Raw genomic sequence first — 24,136 nt, forward strand, 5'->3', positions numbered from 1 at the left:
CGACGTTCTCGAGTGCAGCGATCTGCGACCACCGGCCGCTCTCAGAAATCACATGCGTCGGATGCTCGACAAAGTTCGGCATCCCCTCGAGATGGTTCACATGAGAGCCATGCTCCATCGGCATCTCCGCCGCAGCAGCGGTCATAGCGATAGATTCCCCCTCCAGATGCGACGGAGCCGCCGGATCGTGTGGGGTGTGTCCGACATTCTGAATGAGAGTGCTATTGCTAGCATAGATAGCCCCGCCAGCATCCTGGGGGCTCCATTCATCTCCCAGTGCTGCGTTGAGCACACGTCGGTTTTCTAAATTTTCGATGCGGAGGAGGCGTGAAGAAGAGAGTCGATTGCGCATTATCCAATCATTGGGTCTGGGAACGTAATCGTATACGGACACCACAGGGCCGCCCTTATACGCTTTTGTTCCCGACAGCGTCACCACCTCAATGGGAGGCGACACACAGCACTTCGTTTCTCCTCGTTGCGTGTTGTTTGGAGCCGAATCTGCGAAAACCGTTTGCATGGCGGCAATGCCACCAACCCAGAACAGGGCGATCAGAAACGCCAGACGAGTGTATGAAGGATCATTGTGACGCAGCACCGCGTTCATATGTTTGCGACGCACAGCAAACATTCGTTCGCGGCACTCATGACAGAGAAAGATCCCCTTACTCTGAGGACGGAGAACTACGCCGCGCATTAGGTTCGCATACCTATGGACCATGCGGTCGAGCGTCCGCTTGCGCACGCTTCCATCCTCCCCGACCCGCAACTCTCGACTGCTTGCCCCGCCGCAGAGGGCGCGACAGGAACTATCGTGGGAGGATCTCCCGCGGCGCAGCGTCGACGGATCAGTGAAGAGAAAGACCATCAGTAAAACAGACTGGCCAAGATAGAGAACCTCCGGCGACCCGCTATCCGGTCTGCAAAGCAAACGCGTTTCCATTCAGCAGGGGCACAATTCCGCTGATCCGTTTGTCCCAGGAGTATTCGGCCACCACCAACTCCCGAGCCGCCCCTCCCATCTCCCTTCGGGCGGCGGAATCGCGTGCCAGACTAAGCAGCGCCCCGCACCACTGATCGACCGAATCTGCGATTGCAAATTCCACTCCCGGACGGGCGTCGATTCCTTGAGCCGACTGCGAGGTCAGCACGACCGGAAGCCCGGACGCCATGGCCTCGAGCACCTTGTTCTGAATCCCCCGCGCCAACTTGAGCGGCGAGATAGCGACATGAGCGGATTGCAGGTAGGGGCGTACATCGGGAACCTCTCCGACAACGTCAACGCCACCGAGCCCGGCCAGGCGAAGGACCCGAGGGTGGGGACGGCGTCCAACGATGGCTAGCTCCACGTCGAGCTCCCGTTGCACCTCGGGCAAAACAGATCGGCAAAACCAATCGATCCCTTCAACATTGGGGGTGTAATCGAGGACTCCGGTGAAGACGAGCCGAAGGGGGCTCGCGACTCGCTCCACGCCGCCGGCAGCCGCCGCATCGGCGGGTGAAAAGTAGGAGGTATCGACTCCATTGCTGAGCCCCACCGCAGGTCGCTCCCGACTAACGGTTCTTGCGAACAGCTCGCCCTCCTGATCGCTGACCAAGGCGACCGCGTCGGCATGCCTCGCAATCCTTTGCTCCAGGGCTCGAACCCGCGCCGCCTCCAGCCGATACAACCAACTTTTCATGAATCCTGACTCACGTCCCATCTGCGACCATTTCTGGCTATCGACATCGACCAGGTCGACGACGATCCGAGAGTTCGAAAAAGCTTGATGATCGACATAAGGAAACATGCTCGAACAGAACACCAACACCGCTTCAAACGGATGCGTGCGATGCCAGCGAAGTACCTGACGCCCCAGATCCGGCGAAGCGAACATCCCAACGGTCAGACTGTTGCCTTGAACGACGGACTTGAGCGATCGCAGAATTCGTGAATGGCGGCAAAGCTCACTGACAAAGAGGCGTTCGCAAAACTTCTGAATGTGCTCTCGCTGACTCTCCGCCACGGGCTCATCAGCAGTACAACCCAGCGTGACCTGAAAGTGCGTACTCAGAACCCGTAACAAATTATAAGAACGAATTCGATCGCCGCGATTGGGCGGATATGGAAACCGATGCGTCAGCATCAACAAACGAGGGCGAGCTGAGCGGTCAGATACCATTACCATCGGTGACTGCCAGCTTCATCCGGCATCGGCTTTATGGAGTGTCGCCGTTGGACTGCGAATGGATTCAAAAGGTCCACTGTGGGATTAGACTGCATGAACGGCCTGCACGACCTGGGTCAGTGGTCCGAACGGTTGAAGAATCAATAGCCGGCGAAGTCGCCGTTCGGTTCTTGCGATTCCAACGTAGTGGCGGAACTTGTTCTTCAGTCCGATCGACCGAATCCGCGGTTGCCACGGATCGATCTCCCAGGGGTGGATGTAAAACATTGCGGGGCGGCCCTCCCGCCGCACCGCGCGGATCGCCTGCAACGTCACCGAAAGCGGGAAGAGCCGGAAGTAGCCGCCTCCGATGGGGACACTCATGCGTCCCCGGGTCCATGCCGAGGGGGGAAATTCACACAGCGTCCCCTGGGGTGTCTCGAGATCGTGGATCTGCTTGTTCGCGGTTGGAACACCGTAGCGATCATGGCCGCAGATCGGAAAAATGCTGGAATCGATCTTGAACCCATGTTGAGCGAGAATACTCAGCGCCCACAGCGATTTCTCCACAATCGAGAAACTCGGAGCTCGATATGCGATGGCCTTGACACCGCAGGCTGTGGCAATCGCCTCGCGGCTAGCCAGCAGATCCTGGGCGAATTCGTCTGGAGTCAAATCATAGACCAGGCGGTGCCAATAACCATGCGAGCCGATCTCATGGCCCGACGCGGCGATCCGCCGGAGCAGCGCTGGATACCGGTCGGCAACCCAACCGAGCACAAAAAAGGTTGCTCGCACATCCGCTTCGTCAAAAATCGACAACAAGCGATCGGTATTGGCTTCGACCCGGCACTCGAGCTTGTCCCAAGTCGATCGGCAGACGCGTCCATCGAACGCGGAGACCTGGAAGTAGTCTTCCACATCAACGGTCAGAGCATTGACCGTCAAAGGTTCCAGCGGGGCACGGTTCATCGCGGCATCCATCAGCGAGGGTGCCGAGGAACGTAAGCGGGCAGAGGCTGCGTCGCGCGTTTCCGCACCGGGGAACGCTGCCGGTCCTTCCCGACCCCCGCGCCCTCGTGGCTCTCCTCCGGCACCAGCTCCCCCCGCTCGGCATTGGCTGCGGATAGCGGCGTGGAAAGTGGGAGCCTGGTGAGGTGCGATCGCCGACAGAGCCCCATCAGCCGCATCACACGACCTCCCCGTATTCCGACAACTCTCAAGGCCGTAGCGAACAGCATCCTTGAATCGAGCCACAGATTGGCTTGCTCGATGTACAGCAGGTCCAAAACCTGTTTGCGGCGGGCGTCTTCCAACGTTTCATCTGGGGGAAGATTGATCTGCGCCAGGCCGCTGATCCCCGGCTTGACGCGTAAGCGATCGTAATAGTTCTCAATGTCGGTTGCTAATTTGGCACAAATCTGAGGGCGTTCCGGGCGAGGTCCGATCAACGCCATCTCTCCGCGGACGACATTGATCAACTGAGGAAACTCGTCGAGATGAAGCTTCCGAAAGATGCGTCCGAGCGGGGTGATCCGGGGATCGTTTTTCACGCACCACCGCGCGACACCATCGGCCTCGGCGTCGATGCTCATCGTTCGGATTTTGAAAATTTCATAGGGCTGGCCGTTGAGTCCGAGCCGCACTTGACGATAGAGCGCTGGTCCTTTGGAAGTCAGCTTCACGCAGGCACAGAGGAGCAGGATGACCGGAGCCGCTGGGATGAATAAAAGACAACTGAGCAACCGTTCGAACCCGTACTTCCATCGCCAATAGTCTGCCTGGACCAGGGTGTGATCGGTGAACTGTTTCTGGCGGGGACGCTCGTCAGCCCCTTCCGATTGATCTTCTACTGCGGCAGGCTCCAGTGTCAAAATCTGTTCAGCAGAGGACATCAGCGAACCTCCTTTAGAGATGTCGAACTCATGCGACGTTCGAGCGAGTACAACTAGCGGGACTCGGCAGGGGGGGAGCCATTTGAACCTGTTACGGTGCGCGGATCGCGTCGCGGAGGACGGGGAGAAAGGAGACCAGAAAATCGCGGCAGGGAAGGGTGGTCCCGTCTGCGGAGGGCTGGCCAGCGAGTTGAATCTTGTAGAGACTGTCGGTCATCCAAAAGCGAGGGTGTTCGCTCGCCTGCCACGGTCCGCCATCGCTCCAGGCGTACCAGACATCCAGATCGGGGCGAGACTCGCTCGATGGAGACGCATCGGCACGGGCAAACTGGATATGCCAGAATTGATCTCGACCGGCTTCGGTTTCCACCGTCGCCACGGCCCGCTCAGCCAAAGGAACGGTGCCGGCGCTGCTGTAACAGATTTCGGGTGTATGCACGGCGATCGGTCCGCGAGGGCCGAACAACACTGCGACGCTGACGCGGTCCCCCGTGGCCGGGTTCCAATACTCGCGATTGAGATAGCCATAGCAGCGGAGTGTCTCTGCCGCTGCCTGAGGCAACGCCTCGTCCTTGACCTGAACCCATGGTCCGCATTCCTCGGGCAAGTCGGGCAGACGAAGGGCGGCAGCTTGCACGTCGACGCTTTCGGACCAACTCCCATTGAGATAAGCATGCAGGGTTCGCGAAGCGACCGTTAACGATGTCATGACCGCCAGCGCGACGAGGAAAGGCCACTTGTTCATTGCCAAGACTCGGCTATTTGCAGGTGTGGAAGGTTTTCGCGGGTATGGAAGCATCGCTCACGCGGCGCCGGGCGTGCAGCGGGAATCACGGCTTGAACAAGTCGGTTTCGCAGGACCGCTACCGCCATCGGCGGTCGCCTTCGCGCGTTCCCACTTCGACGGACGGCGGCGGACCAAACTGTTTTCGCAGGTCGTCAAGTTGCTTCCGCTCACTGGGAGTCAGGTTGGCAGCGTCCAGTTGTGAAAGATCGAGTTGGCTCCAAAATTGTTTCGCCTCGGTCGTTTTCTTCTGGGCGTGCAAGGCCAACAGGAGGTGGAACTGGTGTCGCGGGTCGTTCGACATCGCGAAGGCCTCACGGAGCGTCGCCTCGGCTTCGGCAAACTGCTGGCAGTGGAGTTGGACGAAGCCCAGCGTGTCGAGGAGTTCGGGGTATCGTCCGTAGAGCTCGATCGCACGCTGAATGCGGACCAGCCCCTCGTCTTGCCGTCCAGGAATCTCGACCAGCGCGATTGCCAAATTATTAAGGGTCAGAGCGCTGTTCGGATCGAGCTTCTCCGCCTGGACATAGCAGTCGACCGCTTCGGCAAACTGTTGTTGGATAAGCCTTAAGGTTCCGATCGCTTCGAGCACCCGAACACTCTGAGGAAACGCGGTGGCTCCATCGGCCAGGACGTGTTCGACATCCGGAGTGAGCAGGTCGAGATCACCCGCTTTCACCACCACGTCGGCCAGGAGAGCAACCGGTTCGGGCGACCGGTGCTTCCGGAAATGTGCCATGCAGACTTCCGCAGCCCGCCGCGCGTCGCCCGATTGGAAGAGCACTGTGACGAAGGGTGAGAATTCACTCGCAGGTTCCGCCTCGTACGCTTCAGCGAGCAAGTCGACTGCCAGCGCGTGGGAGCCAAGATTCGACAGCACCTGGCCAGCGGCCGCTTTCGCAGCGGGCGAGTTTGCATTGCCCGGCGTTGCCAGCCAATCGTTGACCAACGGAGCCAGCTGCGACTCCTGCTCGCGTTGCTTCACGATCCGCAGGCGAAGGTCGAGAGCTTCACGGCTCGACGGCGCAAGAGTCGCCAGCCGGTCGGCAACTCGAGCCGCCTCGCTCACTGCTCCGCCACGGACGAGCAGTTCGCCATATCCGTAAAGATCGAGGGGAGCCGGATCGTCTTTCTCCAGCAACCGTTCGTAAAGCCGGCGGCATTCGGCGAACGCTTCGCGAGCTTCGCTCGACGGGGGACCGGCCTGGGCAATTTGCCAGCGACGTCGCTCGACCGAGAGCAACAACCGGGCCGCATCGTCGGACACCCCGGGTTCGTTTGAGCGGAGCAAGTGTCGCAGCTGCTCGCCCGCATGCGCGATTTGCTCCTCGTCACCCCGGGCGAGGAGCAGGAGGGAGTGCCTGAGCTGGCTCTTTGCAGAGGCGCCCGCGAGGTCCGAATCGAGGAGTTGGGAGATGCGGGTCCAGGGAACATCCCCTGCAGTGTGCGCTGCCAGCGCGAACGCGAGCCGGCTGCGGACATCTTCGCGATTGGGTGCTAAGCGACTGGCGGTTTCAAGGGCCTGCAGCAGTCCCTCCGTTTCGCCCGCGGCTTCGAGCACCTCGGCGAGCGCCAGATGTACGTTCACATCGGTGGGATTGAGTTGCCGGGCTTTCTCAAGCCGGGACCGTGCCGCTGCGGTGTCGCCGATGGCCAAGTAGCCGCGTCCGAGCGCTAACCACCGCACCTTCTCGGGCAGCCGACTGCGCTCCATCGACTCCAGCACCTGCCGTGCGGCGGCCGCTCCGCCGAGGTGGAATTGCATCCGGAATCGAGCGTCCCAGACCCGCACTTCGGTTCCCTTGGTCGCTTGCAGTGCGCGTTCGACAGCCTCCGCGGCTTGCCGCTGAAGCGGTTCGGCCTCGGCTGGTTGAGCCTCCGCGGCAAGGACCGCGGTCTGGGCGAACATCAGCAACACGTCGGGATCGTCTGGCTGGTCCTGCATGGCCGCCCGTGCGCGGTCCAGGGCGAGCTCGAACTGCCCCTTGTCGACCGCCAATCCCACGGTCATCGCGGCGATCGCTCCGAACGAATCGCTGAGCGGCTCGAGTCGCGCGAGTTCCTGCTCCGCAGCGGCGACCTCACCGGATCGGTTCAGCTGCTGAACGAGCAGCAACACGGTCCCCACGTCGCGGTCCCCTTCGGCGATGGCCCGCCGCAACAGCTCCACAGCTTGTGCGGGCTTTCCTTCGATGGCGGCGATCCGTCCGCCCAGCGCGATCCCGCGTGCCCAGCGGGGGCGGCGAGCAACGATCTCGCCCTGCAGGCGAACGGCTTTGGCCAACAATGGCGAGGCAGACGAGCGCCCCGCGGCCTGCCGTAGGAGACGATTCGCGGCCAGCCATCGCCAGTGCGTTCCCTCCTCGCCCTCGGTTGCACGAAGTTCCTCTTCAACTTCTCGAAGTTCCGCTAGCCGCTCGCTCTCTCCAGCCGTCGAGGCAGGGCTGGTCGCCTCGAGTTCGAGCAGCAACTCGCCCAAGCGGACCAATGTCTCGATGTCCCGGGCTTCCGGACCGAGGCTGCGCAGCAGCTCGACTGCCTGGCTGCGCTGCCCGCTGCTCTTGAGCAGTTCGGCGGAGAGCTTGACCACACGGGGCTGCTCCTCCGGATGGCTTGCTGCGTAGGCCTCAAACTTCTCCAGCGTCTTATCGACAGTCCCCCGCAGTACAGACAGCCGGGCTTCGGTTTCGAGGACTAGCAGGCGATCGACCTGCGGGATCGCTTCCAAGCGGCGCATTGCGTCGTCGGCGGCTAGCGGCTCGCCCTGCCGCTCCAAAGCCAGCACAGCCGTGCTTTGTAATTCCGCGGCCTTGGGATACTGCAAGCAAAGGTCGATCAACTGCGTGGTCGCAGGGGCTTCCTGCCGGACAGTCCCCGCACCCTCCGCGGTCGGGCCGACTTCAGAGGAAGGGGAGCTGGTTGCCTCGCTGGAGTCTCCGCTGGCAAGCGCCAATTGCAGCAACCCCAGCCGCCATGGCTCCGCCGGGGACTGCCCCGCCTCGCGGGCCTGCTCCAACCGCTTCTGCGCTTCGGCGATTGCCGCTTGAACTTTTTCCAGCTCGTCGTCGCTGGCACCCTGCTGAGAGTGATGTAGAAAAAGTGCGTGCGCGTAGTCATAGGCTACTTGATACGATCCGTCATCGGCATGTCGCAGAAGGTCGATGGTGCGGGCGGGCGTCGAAGCCTGCTGCCATGCCTCGGCAGCCTGCCGCCGCAGCTCCCGGTTCTCCGGCGCCCACAGGACCGCCTCGTCGAGGACCCGCCCGGCGAGATCCCATAGGTTCTGCTCGCCATAGATCTGGGCGAGCAACTCGGCCGCTCCGATCCGCTGCGCGACGGGGATCCCCAGCTGAGCAGCCAAAGCCCGCTCCAAACGCGTCGCCGCCAGGGAGCGATTCCCCTTGCGAGCGTCGACTCGGGCCTGCCCGACCTCGCCCCGCCACCGGGCCGTGTCGAGCCGGCTCTCCAGCTTCGTTCGCTCCCGATCAAGCATGCGGGTCCGGGCCAACCGAGAGGCAATGCGATCGATCGTTTCGACGTAGCGGTCGATCCACTGCTGGGCCTCGGGGAGCGGAGCATCCACTGCTGCGGCAGTGGCCAACGGCTCGAGCAGCACCAGGCTCTCGCCCCCCAGCTGTTCGTTCCCCTTCTGCCACGCCTCTTGAGCCTCCTGCCGTTCGTCCAGCTGCAAATGCGTTTGCCCGAGTCCCAGGAAGCATCGTTCTGCTTGCGGGTCGGCGAGCATACCGGGCGGCAGGGCGGCCATCCCCTTGTAGAAGTCCTTTGCCGTGCCCACGCTTCCCGCCTGGACAAGGCGGGCGGCATGTTCCAGGACGAGTTCGGCGTCCCACCCGGGGGCGTAGCTTTCAGTGCTGTCCTTACCTTCCGCGACTACCGCCGGGCTCGCGGCTTCGCTCGGAGCCTCTGGCCCGACAGCGTGTTGCTGCAGGCGCTGGAGCGCCAAGGCGGCCATCACCGCGAGCGGCTCCGTCTCCGTCAGCGAACCAATCCGGCTTCCGTAGTGGTAGACGAACCACTGAGCGTGACCGTCATCCTTCCTCTCGCTCAGGCGCTCCAACAGGCTCGCCGCGCGTCCGATGTAGTCGGTACGGTCCGCCGGGACGCCGGGAACATCGAATAGCTCGGGCCGATCGACGTAAACCGCCACCAGCGCACCGGCCAGCTCCACCGACTCGGGATTCGCCTCCACCGCCATCCGCAGCACTTTGCCCACCGGCTGACTTGCCGCCCAGCCCCAGTAGTCCTCCTCCCGCAGGGGAGGAGTGGTGGCAGGAGGCCGGGCGGTGCCGAGTTCAGATTGTCCCAGCAGGCTTCTCGCCAACTGGTGCAGGGCCGCCGGGTCCCCGGGGGGGGGATTGAGGAGAGAAATTTGACGTTCGGCTTCCACAAGCCATCCTCCCCCCAGTTCCAGCAGTCGGTCGATCAGCCGCCGCCGGAGGGCATCCTTCTCCTCCCGCTCATCCTCCGATTCCAAGGCGGCGATGGCTCGGATCAGGTGCCGCCGAGCCTGTTCGATGTCGGCCGGCTCGCTGGCTAGCGAATCGAAGGTCCAGGCCAACTGGACCCGGACGTCAGCGTCCTCTGGACGCAGGCTCAGATAGCGGTTCAGCCACTGCGCCGCTTCCCGCGGCTTCTTCTCGGACCGTGCCGCCTCGGCCAGTTGCAGAAACTGATCACCGACGCGGGCCGACTGCCATTGGTACAGCACGACCAACAGCAGCGCCCCCATCACCAGCCCTGCGAAGGACGCGAACAGCAGCGGTAGATTCCAAGCCCACCGCGCATAAGCCTTCGAGGGCGGGGGAGAGCTTTCTCCCGGCTTCGCTCCCGCTCCCGCAGCCTCCTCCACGGCCCTCGCCTTACGCACTCGGGCGTTAACTCTCGAGGCAGGGGGATCACAGGACTCAGAGGTTGTGCTCATTTCGCTGCTCCAAACAGATTCCGTGGCGGAGGCCGAAGGGAGCTCCCCTCCAGCCGCTACGCTTCCCTTAGTCGACCACCACTGAAGACTTCATGGCGTAGCGATAATCGCCATATCGATAGGCGTAATGGCGAGACGGGACTCCGTTAAATACCGTGCCGGCGACTGTCGCTCCGGTGGCCTCGAGCCGTCGAATCGTGCGTTCGACGCTACTCACGCGGCTGACGTCGCGCATCACACACAGCAACGCCGCGTCGACTTCCGCCGCCACGGCCAACGTTTCACCAGCCGAAAGGACCGGGGCGGTGTCGAAAATCACATAGCGATAATGGAAATCTTCGAGCGATTGATCCAGTAAATCTCGGAGGGCTGAGGGGCTGAGAAGCCGATGAGGGCTCGCGTCCAATTCTCCGGCGGGGAGCACGTGGATCAGCTCTCCGAGCGAGCGGTCGATCGCCGCGTCGAGCGTGATCTTGCCCGACAACACGTCGACCAATCCCGGCCCGAGATCGAGCCCGAAGAGATGATGCTGATCGGGCCGGCGAATGTCGGCATCGACCAGCAGCACCGGCTCACCGCTCGCCTGCGCCATGGCGACCGCCAACTGCGAGGCCAGCGAACTCTTCCCTTCGCCCGGAAGACTGCTCGTCACGGCGATCGAGCGCAAGGTCCCAAACTCGCGAGAAAGGAGTAGATTTGCTCGCAGGGCCTCGACACTCTCCTCAAACACCCGCTGCCGCCGCCCTCCTTGGGCGCCGCTGGGCAGGGAGGCGATCTCTCCGAGCACCGGCGCCAGCTTCTGCGACTCAAGAAGGGCGGGGGTCGTCACCCGCTTGGTGTTCAACTCCCACAGGAGCCCGAACAGGAAAGGAACCACCAAAGCTCCGCCACCGGCCATCATAATCTTCTTCATCGGCACCTCCTCAATGGGAGTCGCCGGAGGTTTCGCGACGGCCAAAGTCTGCATGGTCGCGCCGCGGAGGCGTTCGGTCCGCAGCGAGGCGATTCGCGTATTAAGTTTTTCTAACACCGCCGCCGCCTGCGCATACTCTTGCTGTGCGAAGAAAAGATCGGCGGTCTCACCGGAGAGCTGTTCGAGTCTTCTTTTCTCTTCGGCGAAACTCGCTTCGAGCAACGCACGCTTGCTCTGGAGACTTGCCAGCTCCCCTCGCATCGCCTCGAGTTGAACAGCGTCACCGTGGGCACGCCGCTGCTGTTCGAGTTCTTGCAGCATCGGCACGACCCTCTTTCGTGCCGCCTCCTTGGCAAGCCTCAGCTCACGCTCAAACTCCACGGCTTCGCTGGCGAGTCGGTTGTACCAGTCTCGATTGATGCGGACCAAGTCGCGGTCTTCCATGTTCCGCATGTAACCGCGTTTGTCGTTGAGACGGCTCTGCAAACGTACGACCTGGGGATCGGTCGCAATCCGCCGCTCCACCTCATCCGGCGAGGGTTCAAGCAAAGTCTCCAGGCTTACCTCTTCCTCGGTCGCTGCCATCGCGGATTTGATTTGAGCCTGCAGGACCTCTTCGTCTCCTTTTACATCGGTCAGTTGGGCAAACAAGGCGGTCGCCATGGACATGTCGCTACCGAGACGGCTGATCTGTTGATAGGGATCGTAGCCGTGGGCTTGGCGGCTCAGTTCGCGAACGCGTTCTTGGTGCGTTTTGACTTCCGCTTCCCACTGATCGATCGCTGGCCTCAACCAGCCTTCAAGGTCGGAAATCCGTCGGGAATCGAACGTCTCCCGCTGCCTCATGTATGAGTCGACAATGGCATTGCAAACAAACGCCGCATACTGGGGGTCGGGGTCGCGATAGGTAACCGTCAGCAAGGAGTCCGTTCCGGCATTCCCAATGGTCATGCGGCTTCGGATCTCCCTCTCTCTCGACTCCGCATTGCGCAGACTCGGGGCCTCGCAAACCTCCGGATCGGCGAGCACCGGATCGAGCACCAAAGAGTTTGTGAGCAACTGCCGTTCAACCCGCGAGAAGTCTCGCGGCGCGGCAAGAACCCCTTTGAACACAACATAATCGTGGTTTGCTTCCAGGACGTGGGTCGCCTGATACTCCGGAACGAAGGTCTGGAAGACGAAATAACTCGCGACTGCGGCAAGCATCAGACCCATCGGAAGCGCCCAGAACCAGCAGCGGCGAATGGTGACCCATATCAGCCAAGGGTCGAAACCATGCGACTGCGATGCGTTGGGAAGTACGTACATCGACGCAGATCCCGTCGGGCGAGTCTGTGTGAAGGTAGCCAATGGAAAGTTCCTTACAAAAAGACACCGGCCCAGTGCACTAGCGAATACTCAATGAAGAACAGAGTCGCTTTCCCCTACGTTCGATTCGCTCACTGCAGGTTTTCGCCTTAACTCACAACGACTGAAGCCGCTGTCGAGCCGTATGAATCTCCAGCGGTCGGTAGAGGCATTCCCAGTAGGCTTTGACCGACCAGAGCATGAAGGCTGCGACTCCAATCATGGCAATCCCCACCCAGTCATGGATCTCATCCAAGGTCGGACCCTCATACCAGGTGGAAAAGAATCCCATCGCGGTCACGCGGAAAACGTTTGCTAAGATCGCCAGCGGCAGCGCCATGGCGAGAATCACCACTCCGTCAATCCAAGAACGCCTGGCCATCGCCGCCCAGAAAAACGCCAGCGCCCCGACGCCGACGAAAATCCGGAGTCCCGAACAGGCTTCTTCCACCATCAGCTGCGAATCGCCTAACCAGATCGTGTGCCCTTCGGAAACCGCCGGCTGACCCAAAATTCGCAATAGCGCCGTGCTCGCGTGTGTCGCGACACCTTGCAGTTTCCAGCTCAGTAACGATTCGGCCTGGTAGGGAAGCGGAACGAGTAGGAATAGAAACAGGATCGCCGGCAGCGCCCAACGCACGGCCTTCGGCCCCATCAACATCCAAACCACTCCCGCCGTCCACGGCAAAAGCGACCAGCCGTCGAGAAAATCCATATAGGCAAATCGCCCTACCAACCGCATCGCGATCGCCACCAGGATCAGCCCCACTCCCAGCCAACTGACGCGGGGCCGCAACCCCGGAAATAGATCGCGACGGTTGTACGCAATCAGCCCGGCCAGCGGCAGAATCAAATAACCGTGCGAATAATCGGGCTCGGTTCGCCACTGCTGTTCCATCCAGACGAGCGTCGGCCAATACGCCCAAAGGAGCGCTGGCAACAGGACCAGCCCACTCAACACGACCAGCGGCAAATGCTGAGATCGCGAAAACTCCGTGAGCGGCTCTGCAGCTTTCTTCGGCTGCGGCTGCGGCTGCCGCTTCGATTTCGCCTGACGAGCAGGAATTTTGGTGCTCGGATCGATCGACCTTCGCAGCCGAGCCGACGCCCCCTGCTTCCTCGAACTCCTACCCATCAACTCGCTCCCTGAAAAATGCAATCCGCGATGCGAGCGTCCGACAACGAACCAGGAGCAACCTGTCAGGCATCCCGGTTCCAATAACGCCCGGTTGGGTTAGGTTTCTGTGAAGCATCATTCGCCCCTGCCAAGCCCCCCGGTCTACGGATTTCGAAGCGGCGGCGAGAAGGAAACGAAAGGTGTAAGAAAATCCATCATGTGCGGTCGGTCTGGACTTCGTTCCCGTCGGTGACACCCCACCGAAACTCCAGATTGCAATCGACAACCACAGGCTAGAAACACTCAGCACATGCCGCCGCCAACGCGAACGGCAGATTTAGATCGGCGCTCCAGCGCCCGGCCCAAGCGCCGACGCTTGCCGAGAAAGATGGGCCGGAGGACGCTGGGTCGCTCCACCCAGTTAGCTCATGCGTCGCTAGGGTACTGCCGACGACTCGACCACCAGGCCTCGCCACACGCCTCGCGTCGCAGGCGAGGCTGAAGAGGAGAAAACTCTACGAGGCCCATCCTCGGGACTGTCGCCAGCCAGAGCAGGCGGATGCCTATCCTATGGCGCTCTGGACCCGGTGCCTGCGGGAACGCAGGATCGGTGAATAGCATCTTGGCTTCGACTCCTCGCAATCACTGCGGACTTGCCACAACAGTGACTACCCGAGAGTCGCATTAGCCAAGATGTTCCGATGCCGCGACGACATCCGGACGCCCCCCTTCGTGAGGGATGTTGCGAATCCGTTCACTTGGCGAAAGCTAACCCCTCAGAGTAGCGATGCTGGGCGAACACGACAGTCTACGTAGAGGTCAAGCTGTCCACGGAAGAATCCGGCTTGGCCTCAAGCCCGTTTTTGATGCGCGAGGTGCCGTACGCCGGACGCCGGACGAGTCTCCGCCGAGGAGCTAACGGCAGGCAACTCGCCAGCAAAGCCACTCAATGGCGGACAACCGGTCACAGCGAGAATTACTGTCACCGCCTGCTGTACCACCTGCGTCCGCAGGGAGGCGAGAAACGAGAGCCGCAGGCCCTTCCCCGGGGGAAAGGCTTTGCGGAAAACCGCACCAGGTTTGGGTTCCGCCGCTGCCGCGGGAAACATGACGCTTTACGCGCGCCCACAGGCCCCCTGAAGGCCACAGCGCGCAGGGCGGCACACAGGGCAGTTCATTTGGGTATAGTCGGTCCACCAGGGTATGATTGAACTTGACCCGCTGGATCCGTTCGCCTCCGACTCTTTCGCCAGGGCTTTCGCGTGACCTCGATTATTGCCGCCGTCGGGCTGGTCGCCGGCTTATCGGTGCTCATTACCGGCGTCTTACTGCGTTACGCCAGCAAGGCTCCGCGGGCCCCCGAATGCTATGACGCGGCCCGCAACTTTGAATGCACCGAATGCCCGCTGGTGTGCAAGCAGAAGCCCGACGCCCACCGCTGAACGAATCATCCCTCGGTGAATGCATTTCACTCGAGGGTGAATGCAGGTCACTCGAGGGTGAATTGGGGGAGGCGCACCAGCTCGCCTCCGTTGAGGGCGCTTTGGTGGGCGCAAATTCCGACGCAGGTCCAGTTTGCGCTCATCGTCGCGTTGGGCCACGGGTCGCGATCGTCGAGCACGGCCCGGACCATCTCGTTGCACAGGTGGGGATGTGAACCGCCGTGCCCGCCTCCTTGGACAAAGCTGAGGTGCTCGGCGTCTTGGATCGATTGCGTGAACTTGCGAATCGGCTCCGGCAGGCGATGGGCGTAGTCGGGAACGGTGATCCGCTCGGGAATCTCCGGTTCGGGCTTTTTCGCCGTATGAATGATGTGCGGTTCGCCCTCGACCAGCGCCCACTCGAAGCTCTTCTTGGTCCCGTAGACGTCAAAGCTCTCGCGGTATTGTCGCGCGGTGTCAAACAGAAATCGCCACAGATGGGCAGCGATGTCGGAATCTTTGATTTTGAGATGGCAGCTTTCGACCGCAAAGCGATTGCCGCTCTTGGCGATCAGCTCGTCGCGGATCGTGCCTGAGCCGAAACAGGAAACGACCTCCGCTCGCCCCCCGACCAGCCCGAGCACCGGGCTGACGACGTGGGTCGCGTAGTGCATCGGAATCATTCGCTCCCAGTACTCGGGCCAGCCGTCCATATCCTGAGGGTGGCTGGCCGCTAAGTACTGGATTTTGCCCAGTTCGCCGCTCTCGTACATCTCCTTGAGAAAGAGAAACTCGCGGCTGTAGACGACCGTTTCGGCCATCATGTACTTCAGCCCCGTGCGGGCGACCAGTTCGCAGATCCGCTGGCAGTCCTCGATCGTCGTCGCCATTGGCACGGTGCACATCACGTGCTTGCCCGCCTCGAGGGCCGCGATCGACATCGAGGCATGATCGGGAATCGGACTGTTGATGTGCACAAAGTCGACGTCCGGATCGGCCAGCACCTCGGCGTAGGAGGTGTACCGCCGTGCAATTCCCGCCTGATCTCCGATCGCGTTCAGCTTCTGCTCATTCCGCTGGCAGATCGCGACGACTTCAGCGTCCGGATGCGCCTGATAGATCGGAATGAACTCGGCGCCAAAACCTAGACCGACCAAAGCGACGCGGGCCTTCTGCGACATCGATAGGTGCTTTCACGAGGAGACTAGACTTCCAGGAACAGGCGAGCCGGATCTTCGATCGTTTCTTTGATCGTCCGCAGGAAGCTGACCGCCTCGCGACCGTCGACGATTCGGTGGTCGTAGGTCAGGGCCAGGTACATCATGGGCCGGATCACCACCTGACCGTTGACTGCCATCGGACGATCCTGGATCGCGTGCAGACCCAGAATTCCGCTTTGCGGCGGATTGACGATCGGCGTGCTCAGCAGCGAGCCATACACGCCACCGTTGGAGATCGTGAACGTACCCCCCTCGAGGTCTTGTGGGTTGATACGGTTCTCGGCGGCGGCCCGGCCGTAGTCGGCGATCGCCCGCTCGATGTCCGCAAAGCTCATTTGCTCGACGTTGCGAACGACCGGGACGACCAGCCCCTTGCCGCCTCCGATGGCGATTCCGATGTCGTAGTAGTGACGATAGACGACGTGGTTGCCGCGAATCTCGGCATTGACCGCCGGGAACCGTCGGAGCGCCTCGACCACGGCTTTGGCGAAGAACGACATGAAGCCGAGTTTGACGCCGTGCTTCTCGACGAACACGTCTTTGTACTTCTTGCGGAGCTCCATCACTGGCCCCATGTCGACTTCGTTGAAAGTCGTCAGCAGGGCGGCAGTTTGTTGAGCCTCGACCAAGCGGGCGGCAATCGTCCGCCGGATCATGCTCATCGGCTTGACTTCTTCGCCCCGTTGGCTTCCGGCGGTCACCAGCGAGGCACCGCTGGCCGCAGCGACCAAGCCGCCTCCTGCGGGAGCCGGAGCCGATGGAGCGGCCGCCGCTCCGCCAGCTCCCACGAACGCCACCACGTCTTCTTTAAGCAACCGTCCTCCTGGGCCACTCGCCGGGACTTGCTCGGCCCGCAGCCCATGCTCGCTGAGCAACCGCTGTGCGGCAGGCATGACGATCGGCTCCTCCGCACCGTTGCTTTCAGCCGCCCGGTGCGGAGCGGGAGTCGGAGCGGGCTCGGCCCCGCGAGCCGGCTCGGGAGCTGCGGCTCTCTCGGGAGTTGCTGCCGGAGCCGAGGGGGGCGCAGTCGAGCCGCCGGCCGGCTGCGGAGCGGGCTCAATCTCCGCGATCGTGTCTCCCACGGCTGCGAATTCATCGGCCGGCACGCGGATATTGCGGAGAAACCCCGCTTCGGGCGCCGGAACCTGAACCGAAGCTTTTTCGGTCTCGATGTCGACTAGATCATCGCCAGCTGCGACCCAGTCTCCCTCTTGTTTAAGCCACTGTCCGATCTGGACTTCGCTGATCGACTCGCCGACTTGCGGAACCTTGACTTCGACCATCACAAGCTGCTGGTAGGGTTGGGGGAGGAGGACGCGAACCGGTAGCGATCAACCGGAAAAAGTCGAGGCCTCCAGAATACAACCCCAGCCAAGGTTCTGTCAGCAGGCCGGGGCTGCCAAAATTGGCCCTTCCGCCTCAAGCCTCCTGCAATCGATGCCACCGGCGCGATCGCTGCGACCGGCATGGCCGGAGGACGAACCGGTCGGCACCCTCCGCTCGGCGGACATTGATTTCAACTCACCGCCGCCCTGTCCGAAGTAACGAGAACGGATGCCTCTCGGAACGAAGCGGTCATGAGCGAAAACGCCAAGAAAAGCCCGATCGGAAAAGCCCTCGCCGCCCTGCTGCTCGCAGCCGGGGGATGGGCATTCGTGCGGAACTTTGAAATCGAAGGGCTGGACCAAATCGCAGTCCGTCCCAAGAGCATGGCTCCGCACGAGCCCGACGACCACGCGCTCGATGCGTTCCTCTCCGAGAGCACCCGTCGCCCCGGCAGCACTCCGGCGGCCAGTTCACTGTACCCCGGTTCCCTGTTTCCCAGTTCAGCTCATCCCGGCTCATCCGCTTCCGGTTCCTCTCTCCACCGCTCAGCGGGCGGGCTGCCCAGTACGAGCGGCGGGGGGCTCGACGTGAAGGGGACCACCGCCAACATGGTCAGCCACAGCCTTGGCCCAAGCAGCCGCGGGAGCGAAGCGGGGGGGCCAGCGAGGGTCGCCGCCGGCCGAGCGGGCTCGATTCGCGTCGGAAGTTGGGCGCTCGCCGGCTTTGGTCGCGACAAGCTCGCCAAACCGCACGTGGCCGATCTCTTTGCGCGGCTGGCACGCCAGTTCGACGTACTCGCCCTGCAGCAGATCACGACGCCCGAACGAGACCTATTGCCGCGGCTGGTCGAGCACGTGAACCGGACCGGCCGCAAGTATGATTTCCTGCTCGGGCCCGTCGTCAGCCCGCCGGGCGAGGAGGGGCGGGCCCTCGGCGAGCAGTACGCCTTCCTGTTCGATACCGAGCGGATCGAGACCGATCGCGGCCAGTTGTACACGGTCGCCGATCCAGGCGAGCAAGTCTCCTACGACCCGCTGGTCGGCTGGTTTCGCACCCGCGGACTGCCGCCGGGACGCGCATGGACGTTCAGCCTCGTCAACTTTCGCGTCGACACCGTGCGGGCGTCCCAGGAAGTGCCGCTGCTCGGTGAACTCATGGCAGCGGTGGCGGCCGATGGTCGCGGCGAGGACGACTTGCTGCTGTGCGGAATGCTGCAAGCGGACGACCGACAATTGGTGGCCGAACTCGGTGGCGAGGCCAGCGAGGCTGCCGTCCGAGCGACGCCCACCGATATCTTTGCCCGCTACCAGCTCTCCAACTTGATCCTGCCCAAGCGGACCACGACCGAATACCTGGGCCGCGGCGGCGTGATCGACTTCCTTCGGCTCTACAATCTGACGTCGGCCGAGGCCGAAGAGCTGTCCCCCCATCTGCCCGTGTTCGGCGAATTCACTCCGAGCGAAGGGGATTGAGTGCAGGATTCCATCCTGCCGCGGAGCGCTGCGGCGATCCGCCGGTCGGGCCCCAAATAGCCGCTGGTGCGAAACTCGATCCGTGGATGTTTTGCCGCAGCTTCCTGCACCTGCCGCTCGATCGCCTGGTAGAGCCGACCGGCGAACAGCAGATGCGGCTGGACGATGACCGCATCGATGGCCCGATCTGCCGCCACTTCTTCGAGCACCGCTGGCAAGCGGGGCTCGGCCATCGCGTAGAACGCCGTCTCCACCCGAGCCGCCGGCACTCGCCGCGCGACGACCGCCGAGAGGACCTGCATATCGCTGCGGGCGCACGGATCGTAGCTGCCGCGGCCCACCATCACGATCGCGGTTCGAGCCGCCGGCAGCAGGAACGGAGTCCGCAGCGACTCGGTCAGCCGCTCGACCACTACCGCGATCACTTCGCCGTGCCGCGACAGGGGCCGAGCGAACGCGTACTCGACTCCCGGCGTGCGAGCGGCCGCCGCGGCGACCGCTTCCGGTATGTCGCGGCGGGCGTGCCCGGCGGTGAACAGCAGCAACGGACAGACGGCCACCCGCCTCGCCCCGCGGGCAACGAGCCGACTCCAAGCCTCGCCAATCGTCGGAGGCTGCAACTCCAGCAGACAGGGTTCGACCGGTTGCGGCGCGACTTGCTCGGCGAGGAGCTCCGCCAAGGCAAAGAATTGCTCGGTCCCCTCCTGATCGCGGGTGCCGTGCCCGACCAGCAACAGCCCCTCCCGTTCGCCGTCCAACGTTACTTGGAGGCGACCGTCGCGCCTTTGAAGCCGATCTTCTCGAGCCGGGCGACCGCCTGGTCGACGTCAAACGCCGCATCGTGCTCGATGATCACGACCGGATTGTCGATCAATCCCTCTTCTTTCTGCTCGACCAGATCGACTTTCTGGACACCTGCTTCCGCTTCCAGCGCTTTCTTCACCGAAGGGTAGCAGGCCATCGGGCAGTGCATGTCGGGCACCCGGAGGTTGACGGTCTCTACGGTGCCCGCATCGACCGTCGCGGGCCCATCGGCCGTCGCGGGGGTTGCCTGCAGGGCCGTTTCGGGCGTTCGGCTGCCACCGAGGTAAAACACGATGCCGGCAGCGACCAAAACGGCAACGAGGTAGACCAAAAAGCGCATCGCAAAATATCCGTTGTTGCGGAGGGGTACGGTTCGCTCGCCGCTCAGCGCCGCCAGCGGTGGGAGGAACAAACGCGGCAACCGTCAAAGCGTTGCCCGTGCCGGCTCAATCTTCCGGTACTCAATCGTGACCTCCGCGGCAGCCACCGGTCAAGGGCTTGCCTCCGCCCGTCGATGCGCCGACCGATCTTGGAAGTTTCCCTCCGGATGTGCTACGGTCGCAGTGGAAGCGGCGGGGTCCTCCGCCGCGGTCCGCTGCGCAAACGCTCATGGAAGAGCCAAGTGACTACGGAACCCCTCCGGCCGCAAGCCGATCTGCGAATCTACGATGGCAGCCCCGATCGCATAGAGCGAGGTCGATTGCGAGTCCCGCTGCTGCTGGCCACATTGCTGACGGCAGCTCTGGTCCCCGTCTCGACGCTGTTCGACGTCTCGGTCTCGCGGTGGCTCGGCGGTCGCCCCATGCCCGGCGACTTGAGCAAGACGATCGAGCTGACCGAAGTCTATGCCCACGGGATCGGCGTGATCATCACGCTGATGCTGATCCTCTACTTGGCGCCTCGCAAACGCTGGTGCATTCCGCGTTTGGCGACCCTCGCGTTCGGCAGCGGAGCGGTTGCGATGATCGTTAAAATGTTCGTCCTCCGCGGCCGCCCGAACCGACTGAATCTGAACACGGCTCCCTACGATGCGGCGTGGCAGTGGTCATTCGACTGGACGCTCGATCACGTCGCCATTTTCGACTCCAGCATGCGGTCCTTCCCGAGCGGTCATACGGCGATCGCCACCGGGCTGACGATTGGGCTGTGCCTGCTGTTCCCCCGCGGACGGATCATGTTCGCGCTGCTGCTGGGGTTGTCGATGACCGAGCGGATGACCTCCTACGCCCACTTCGCCAGCGACTTGATGGGCGGGTTGGCAATCGGCCTGTTCTGGACCTACATCTGCCTCAGCCCCCGCTTCCTCGGAGCGCTGTTCGACCACATCGAACCGCAAGGGCACGGGTTCGAACGGCAGAAGGAAGCCTACATCCGGAACCGTGCGGCGTAAGCGGGAGGGCGCCGGGCGCTACTTTCGCGGAGCGAAAGGCGACTCTCTAGCCGGTTCGCAGCAGGTTCTCGATCGCTTCGATCGCTTGGCGGGTCTGCAGCGTGCTGCTGCCTCGCTGGACCGGGGCGCTGTCGGCGATCCAGTTCTCGACCCGCTTGGTCGCCGCGATCACCGTACTGTGGCTGCGATTGCCGAAGTAGTCGCCGATCTCGCTGTAGGCGGCGCGGGTGTACTGCCGGGCCAAATACATCGCCAGCATCCGCGGTTGGCTGACCGCTCGCTGCTGGCCGCGCGAGCGAAGCGAGCCGCTGGGCAGGCCGAACATATCGCAGACGGCTTTCTGAATATCTCCCAAGTTGACCGCCGGACGGCCTGCGGAAATCAACTCCGGTGCCGACTGCTGCAGCTCTTCCCAAGTCGCCGGCCGACCGATCATCTGGCCGAGGGTGTGCAAGTGATGGACGGCGCCGGAGAGGATCCGCGCGTCACCGGCCAGCTCGTCGGCCAAGCGGTCGAGCACCTCCGCCGAAGCCTCGGTCCCGGTCCGCTCGACCATCGACTGCAGCACCCCGCGACGCGTCGCCCGGTCGAGCGGCCGCAGGGCGCACACCATCCCGCCAGCCATCCGACCGGCCAGTTCTTCGTTGAGCCCTTCCAGATCGAGCGGCGGACGGTCGGCGGTAAAGGCCAGCTGGCAGCGTCCACGCAGCAGCGAATCGACGGTGTAGAGCAGTTCACGAAGCGTCGCCCGCTTGCCGCCGACGAACTGGACGTCGTCGATCAGCAACGCATCGACATCCCGGTAGCGGCGGCGAAACCCGGGCAACCCGCTGCCCCGCACGGCACCGGTAAAGTCGTTGGTGAACTGCTCGGCCGAGAGCATCACGACCCGCCGGAGCTGGTGCCGCCGCCGCAGCTCGTTGCGGATCGCCGCCAGCAGATGCGTCTTGCCCGTTCCTGCCGGTCCCCAAAAGAACAGCGGCGAAACCGATCCCGGTTCTTCGATCACCATCCGCGTGGCGGTGAACGCCAGCCGATTGCAGTCGCCGACCGAGAACGTTCCAGCCGATGCACCCGCCAGCGGCGACCGGGGGGTGGTCGATTCCGCTGGACTCTCCTCGGACGAATCAGCCGAGACCATCCGCAGCGGATGCTCGGGCTTGGCCGAGGCGGAGCGGGCTCCGCGGCCGAACCGGGCCGCCGCGCCGCCGCGGCCGGCGGCGTTTTTCGCGGCCCCAGCCCCTCGCTTCGCTCCCCCACGGCCGTGAGCACTGCTGGCCAGCGTGCCGAGCGTCGACAGCCCCGAACCGTCTCCTCCGGCTGTCGAGCGGAGGGCCCGCTGGCGTCCCGCCCGACGGCCAGCTCCTTCGCCACCGAGCGGCTCCCGCCCCACTGCAGCATCGCCATCGCTCGCCGCCGCATCTTCTGCTGCGCCGCCAATTGCGGAGCCATCGTCCGCGGATGCGTCGCCGTCAGCGGCGGTCGTCGGTTCCTCAGCCGCCACCTGCAGCCGGACCGAGACGCCCGCACCGAGCACTTCACCGGCGGCCGCCTTGAGATCGCCGAGCAGACGTTTCCGCAGTCGAGCGACCGCGAATTCATTCTCCGCGGTAACCGTCAACGCGTCGCCAGCAAACTGCAGCCGCACCTGATCGTTGAACCACAACGCATAGCGGTCGGCACCCAAACGCCGGATCAAAGCATCCTGAATTTCAACAGCGACATCCATGCCACCTGACTTTTCCGACGCGGGCATAGCGGTAGCGCACCTTCCCTCGTGGCTTACTTTGGCAGCTATCAGACAAACTCCAACGGGGCCGGCGCAAACCGGCAGCAAAGCGAGCGGAAGCCATCCTCTCAGCGACTCACCCCGTGACCGCCAGAAGCGGCCACTGGGGGCCTGCTCCGCGATTCCTGCGGCTGTGGTCCGGGCATCGCTTTCCCGTCGAGCAATCAGCGAACGGGCCGGATTCTAAGTTAGCTAGCATTGAAGTCAAACCGAGCCTCGGAAGGGCCGAACCGGTTCCTGCTCCACGCGGCTGAGAATGGTTCGATTCCTAGGTTTCTTCATCGTCGGCGCCCGCCCGCCGGGAACTCAAATCTACTTTGACGGCCGGTGGAAAAGCTGTCGGCGGTTGCCGATCGAGCGCGGCCGGAGCGGAAACGAGAAACCGCAAGCCGTTCACTACAAAGCACTTACGGATCAACTAAACCTTCACGTCCCCCCGCGTCGCCCGTTTGCCCCCCGCAGCGGATTCCGACTCCAAATTCAGCTCGCGACCCCAGACGGTCTCGCTCATCAGACGCTCGAACCCATGCCGTTGGTAGAGCTTAACCGCTGGGCGATTTGCACGGTCGACCGCCAGCGTCAGCTGCGGCACCCCATGCCGCTCGGCCGCATCCCAAGCCCGCTCGAGTATCGATGCGGCATGACCCAAGCCACGCGCCTCGGGCACCAGCCCCATGTAGGTGATCTCAAGTGTCCCCGCCGCAACGTGGGGCGTAGCAATCAGGCACCCGAGGGGGCAATCCCGAGCGTCGACCAGCACCAGCCAATCCGCCGGATCGTGCTCGGGTGAACTGCGGTAGGTGTCGAGCATCGCCGCGGCCGAACGGAAGCGTTCCATTTGGGGACAGTCGAGCGAGCCTACGTAGGTCGCCTCGACCAGTGCGGCCAACCCCTCACGGGCCGCGGCACTGGCAAAGAATTGTTCAAAGGGAATCGCGCCGAGCGGCTCGCCCACTGGAGCGGCGGAAGCTGACGCGGTGAGGCGGGCCGAAGCGACCAAGTAGTCGAGGGTCGCCAAGCATTCGTAACCGCCAGCGCCTAACGCCCGCTGCTCGCCTAACGCCCGCTGCTCGCCTTCGGGCTCCCGCATCGCCTGAACAAAGGTTACGCCAGCCTCAGCCAGCCGCCGATGCAGTTCGCCGAGCAATTGCCGAAGAGCGGCCGATTCATCCTCGGCGGCGAGTCCGGGCTGCGTGCCGAGGGCGACCAGCGAAGCGGAGTCGGCGGCAGTGCGGATTGCCACCGCGGCGGCCACGGTCGAGCCCTCGCCTCCGCCTTGCCCGGCGACCAACTCCTCCAGAAACAGGTCGCTGCCGGCCGAGCGGCGGAGCAAGTCAGTCAGCACCGAGAGGACGATCCGCTTGCGGTCCTCTCCAGCCGCAGCGAGTGCCAGGGTCGCCAATTCGGGCAACCGTCCGAGTCCCGCCGGCTGGGCGAGCCAAGATTCGCGGGTGGGGAATTGTCCAAGCGGGCTTCCAGGTGGGGGACTTGCAGGTGGCGGCATCTTCGCGTTCCGGGGGAATCGTCGCGAGCAGGGGGGAATCGTCGCTGGCGGTTCGACCGTTAGAA

At 63.2% G+C, this 24,136-nt stretch carries 17 protein-coding genes; 3 read left to right on the forward strand and 14 right to left on the reverse strand.

The genetic code is table 11. The features are described 5' to 3' along the window. The 8 genes from GNK13_RS04175 to GNK13_RS04210 all read right to left on the reverse strand — a co-directional run. Window positions 1-631, reverse strand: a 631-nt coding sequence (locus GNK13_RS04175; RefSeq protein ID WP_203545336.1) for a hypothetical protein, incomplete at its 3' end; no start/stop codon positions are given. 280 nt (window positions 632-911) lie between these two features. Then, a complete protein-coding gene (locus tag GNK13_RS04180) occupies window positions 912-2,168 on the reverse strand; it encodes a TIGR03087 family PEP-CTERM/XrtA system glycosyltransferase (RefSeq protein ID WP_164101190.1) in 1,257 nt (418 codons plus the stop codon). Between the two features lie 84 nt (window positions 2,169-2,252). Next, on the reverse strand, window positions 2,253-3,119 hold the full coding sequence (locus tag GNK13_RS04185) for an XrtA system polysaccharide deacetylase (RefSeq protein ID WP_164101191.1): 867 nt from the start codon (window positions 3,117-3,119) through the stop codon (window positions 2,253-2,255). An 11-nt stretch (window positions 3,120-3,130) separates the two neighbouring features. Further along, a complete protein-coding gene (locus tag GNK13_RS04190) occupies window positions 3,131-4,042 on the reverse strand; it encodes a sugar transferase (protein ID WP_164101192.1) in 912 nt (303 codons plus the stop codon). Between the two features lie 91 nt (window positions 4,043-4,133). Next, complete coding sequence (locus GNK13_RS04195) at window positions 4,134-4,787, reverse strand: exosortase-associated EpsI family protein (RefSeq protein ID WP_164101193.1); 654 nt, start codon at window positions 4,785-4,787, stop codon at window positions 4,134-4,136. 118 nt (window positions 4,788-4,905) lie between these two features. Further along, window positions 4,906-9,714 (reverse strand): tetratricopeptide repeat protein, encoded by a 4,809-nt coding sequence (locus tag GNK13_RS04200; RefSeq protein ID WP_164101194.1) that lies wholly within the window; start codon window positions 9,712-9,714, stop codon window positions 4,906-4,908. A 121-nt stretch (window positions 9,715-9,835) separates the two neighbouring features. Next, a complete protein-coding gene (locus GNK13_RS04205) occupies window positions 9,836-11,989 on the reverse strand; it encodes a polysaccharide biosynthesis tyrosine autokinase (RefSeq protein ID WP_164101195.1) in 2,154 nt (717 codons plus the stop codon). A 154-nt stretch (window positions 11,990-12,143) separates the two neighbouring features. Beyond that, window positions 12,144-13,163, reverse strand: a complete 1,020-nt coding sequence (locus tag GNK13_RS04210) for an exosortase/archaeosortase family protein (protein WP_164101196.1) — start codon at window positions 13,161-13,163, stop codon at window positions 12,144-12,146. 1,244 nt (window positions 13,164-14,407) lie between these two features. On the opposite strand from GNK13_RS04210, the gene GNK13_RS04215 reads away from it, so the two are divergent. Continuing rightward, window positions 14,408-14,587, forward strand: coding sequence for a hypothetical protein (locus tag GNK13_RS04215; protein WP_164101197.1), 180 nt, complete (start codon window positions 14,408-14,410; stop codon window positions 14,585-14,587). Between the two features lie 47 nt (window positions 14,588-14,634). On the opposite strand, the gene GNK13_RS04220 is transcribed toward GNK13_RS04215, so the two are convergent. Both GNK13_RS04220 and odhB read right to left on the reverse strand, forming a co-directional pair. Then, window positions 14,635-15,747, reverse strand: coding sequence for a Gfo/Idh/MocA family protein (locus tag GNK13_RS04220; protein WP_164101198.1), 1,113 nt, complete (start codon window positions 15,745-15,747; stop codon window positions 14,635-14,637). A 23-nt stretch (window positions 15,748-15,770) separates the two neighbouring features. Further along, window positions 15,771-17,069 carry a 2-oxoglutarate dehydrogenase complex dihydrolipoyllysine-residue succinyltransferase gene (gene odhB / locus GNK13_RS04225; RefSeq protein ID WP_164101199.1) on the reverse strand — a complete coding sequence of 433 codons (1,299 nt, stop codon included), beginning with the start codon at window positions 17,067-17,069 and terminating at the stop codon, window positions 15,771-15,773. A 294-nt stretch (window positions 17,070-17,363) separates the two neighbouring features. On the opposite strand from odhB, the gene GNK13_RS04230 reads away from it, so the two are divergent. Then, complete coding sequence (locus GNK13_RS04230; protein ID WP_164101200.1) at window positions 17,364-18,584, forward strand: deoxyribonuclease I; 1,221 nt, start codon at window positions 17,364-17,366, stop codon at window positions 18,582-18,584. Here GNK13_RS04230 and GNK13_RS04235 read toward each other — a convergent pair. Next, window positions 18,500-19,342, reverse strand: coding sequence for a sirohydrochlorin chelatase (locus tag GNK13_RS04235; RefSeq protein WP_235934769.1), 843 nt, complete (start codon window positions 19,340-19,342; stop codon window positions 18,500-18,502). The genes GNK13_RS04230 and GNK13_RS04235 overlap by 85 nt on opposite strands. A 2-nt stretch (window positions 19,343-19,344) precedes the next feature. After that, window positions 19,345-19,728, reverse strand: coding sequence for a heavy-metal-associated domain-containing protein (locus tag GNK13_RS04240; protein WP_164101201.1), 384 nt, complete (start codon window positions 19,726-19,728; stop codon window positions 19,345-19,347). Between the two features lie 282 nt (window positions 19,729-20,010). Here GNK13_RS04240 and GNK13_RS04245 point away from each other — a divergent pair, with 282 nt between their 5' ends. Continuing rightward, complete coding sequence (locus tag GNK13_RS04245) at window positions 20,011-20,778, forward strand: phosphatase PAP2 family protein (protein ID WP_164101202.1); 768 nt, start codon at window positions 20,011-20,013, stop codon at window positions 20,776-20,778. A 46-nt stretch (window positions 20,779-20,824) separates the two neighbouring features. On the opposite strand, the gene GNK13_RS04250 is transcribed toward GNK13_RS04245, so the two are convergent. Both GNK13_RS04250 and GNK13_RS04255 read right to left on the reverse strand, forming a co-directional pair. Then, entirely contained in the window at window positions 20,825-22,507 is a 1,683-nt protein-coding gene (locus GNK13_RS04250; RefSeq protein WP_164101203.1) for a DnaA/Hda family protein, read from the reverse strand. 478 nt (window positions 22,508-22,985) lie between these two features. Further along, window positions 22,986-24,071: a GNAT family N-acetyltransferase gene (locus tag GNK13_RS04255; RefSeq protein ID WP_164101204.1), complete on the reverse strand. Its 1,086-nt coding sequence runs from the start codon at window positions 24,069-24,071 to the stop codon at window positions 22,986-22,988. Window positions 24,072-24,136 lie beyond the last annotated feature (65 nt).

The sequence above is a fragment of the Candidatus Laterigemmans baculatus genome, assembly GCF_010367455.1.
Lineage (GTDB): Bacteria > Planctomycetota > Planctomycetia > Pirellulales > Pirellulaceae > Laterigemmans > Laterigemmans baculatus.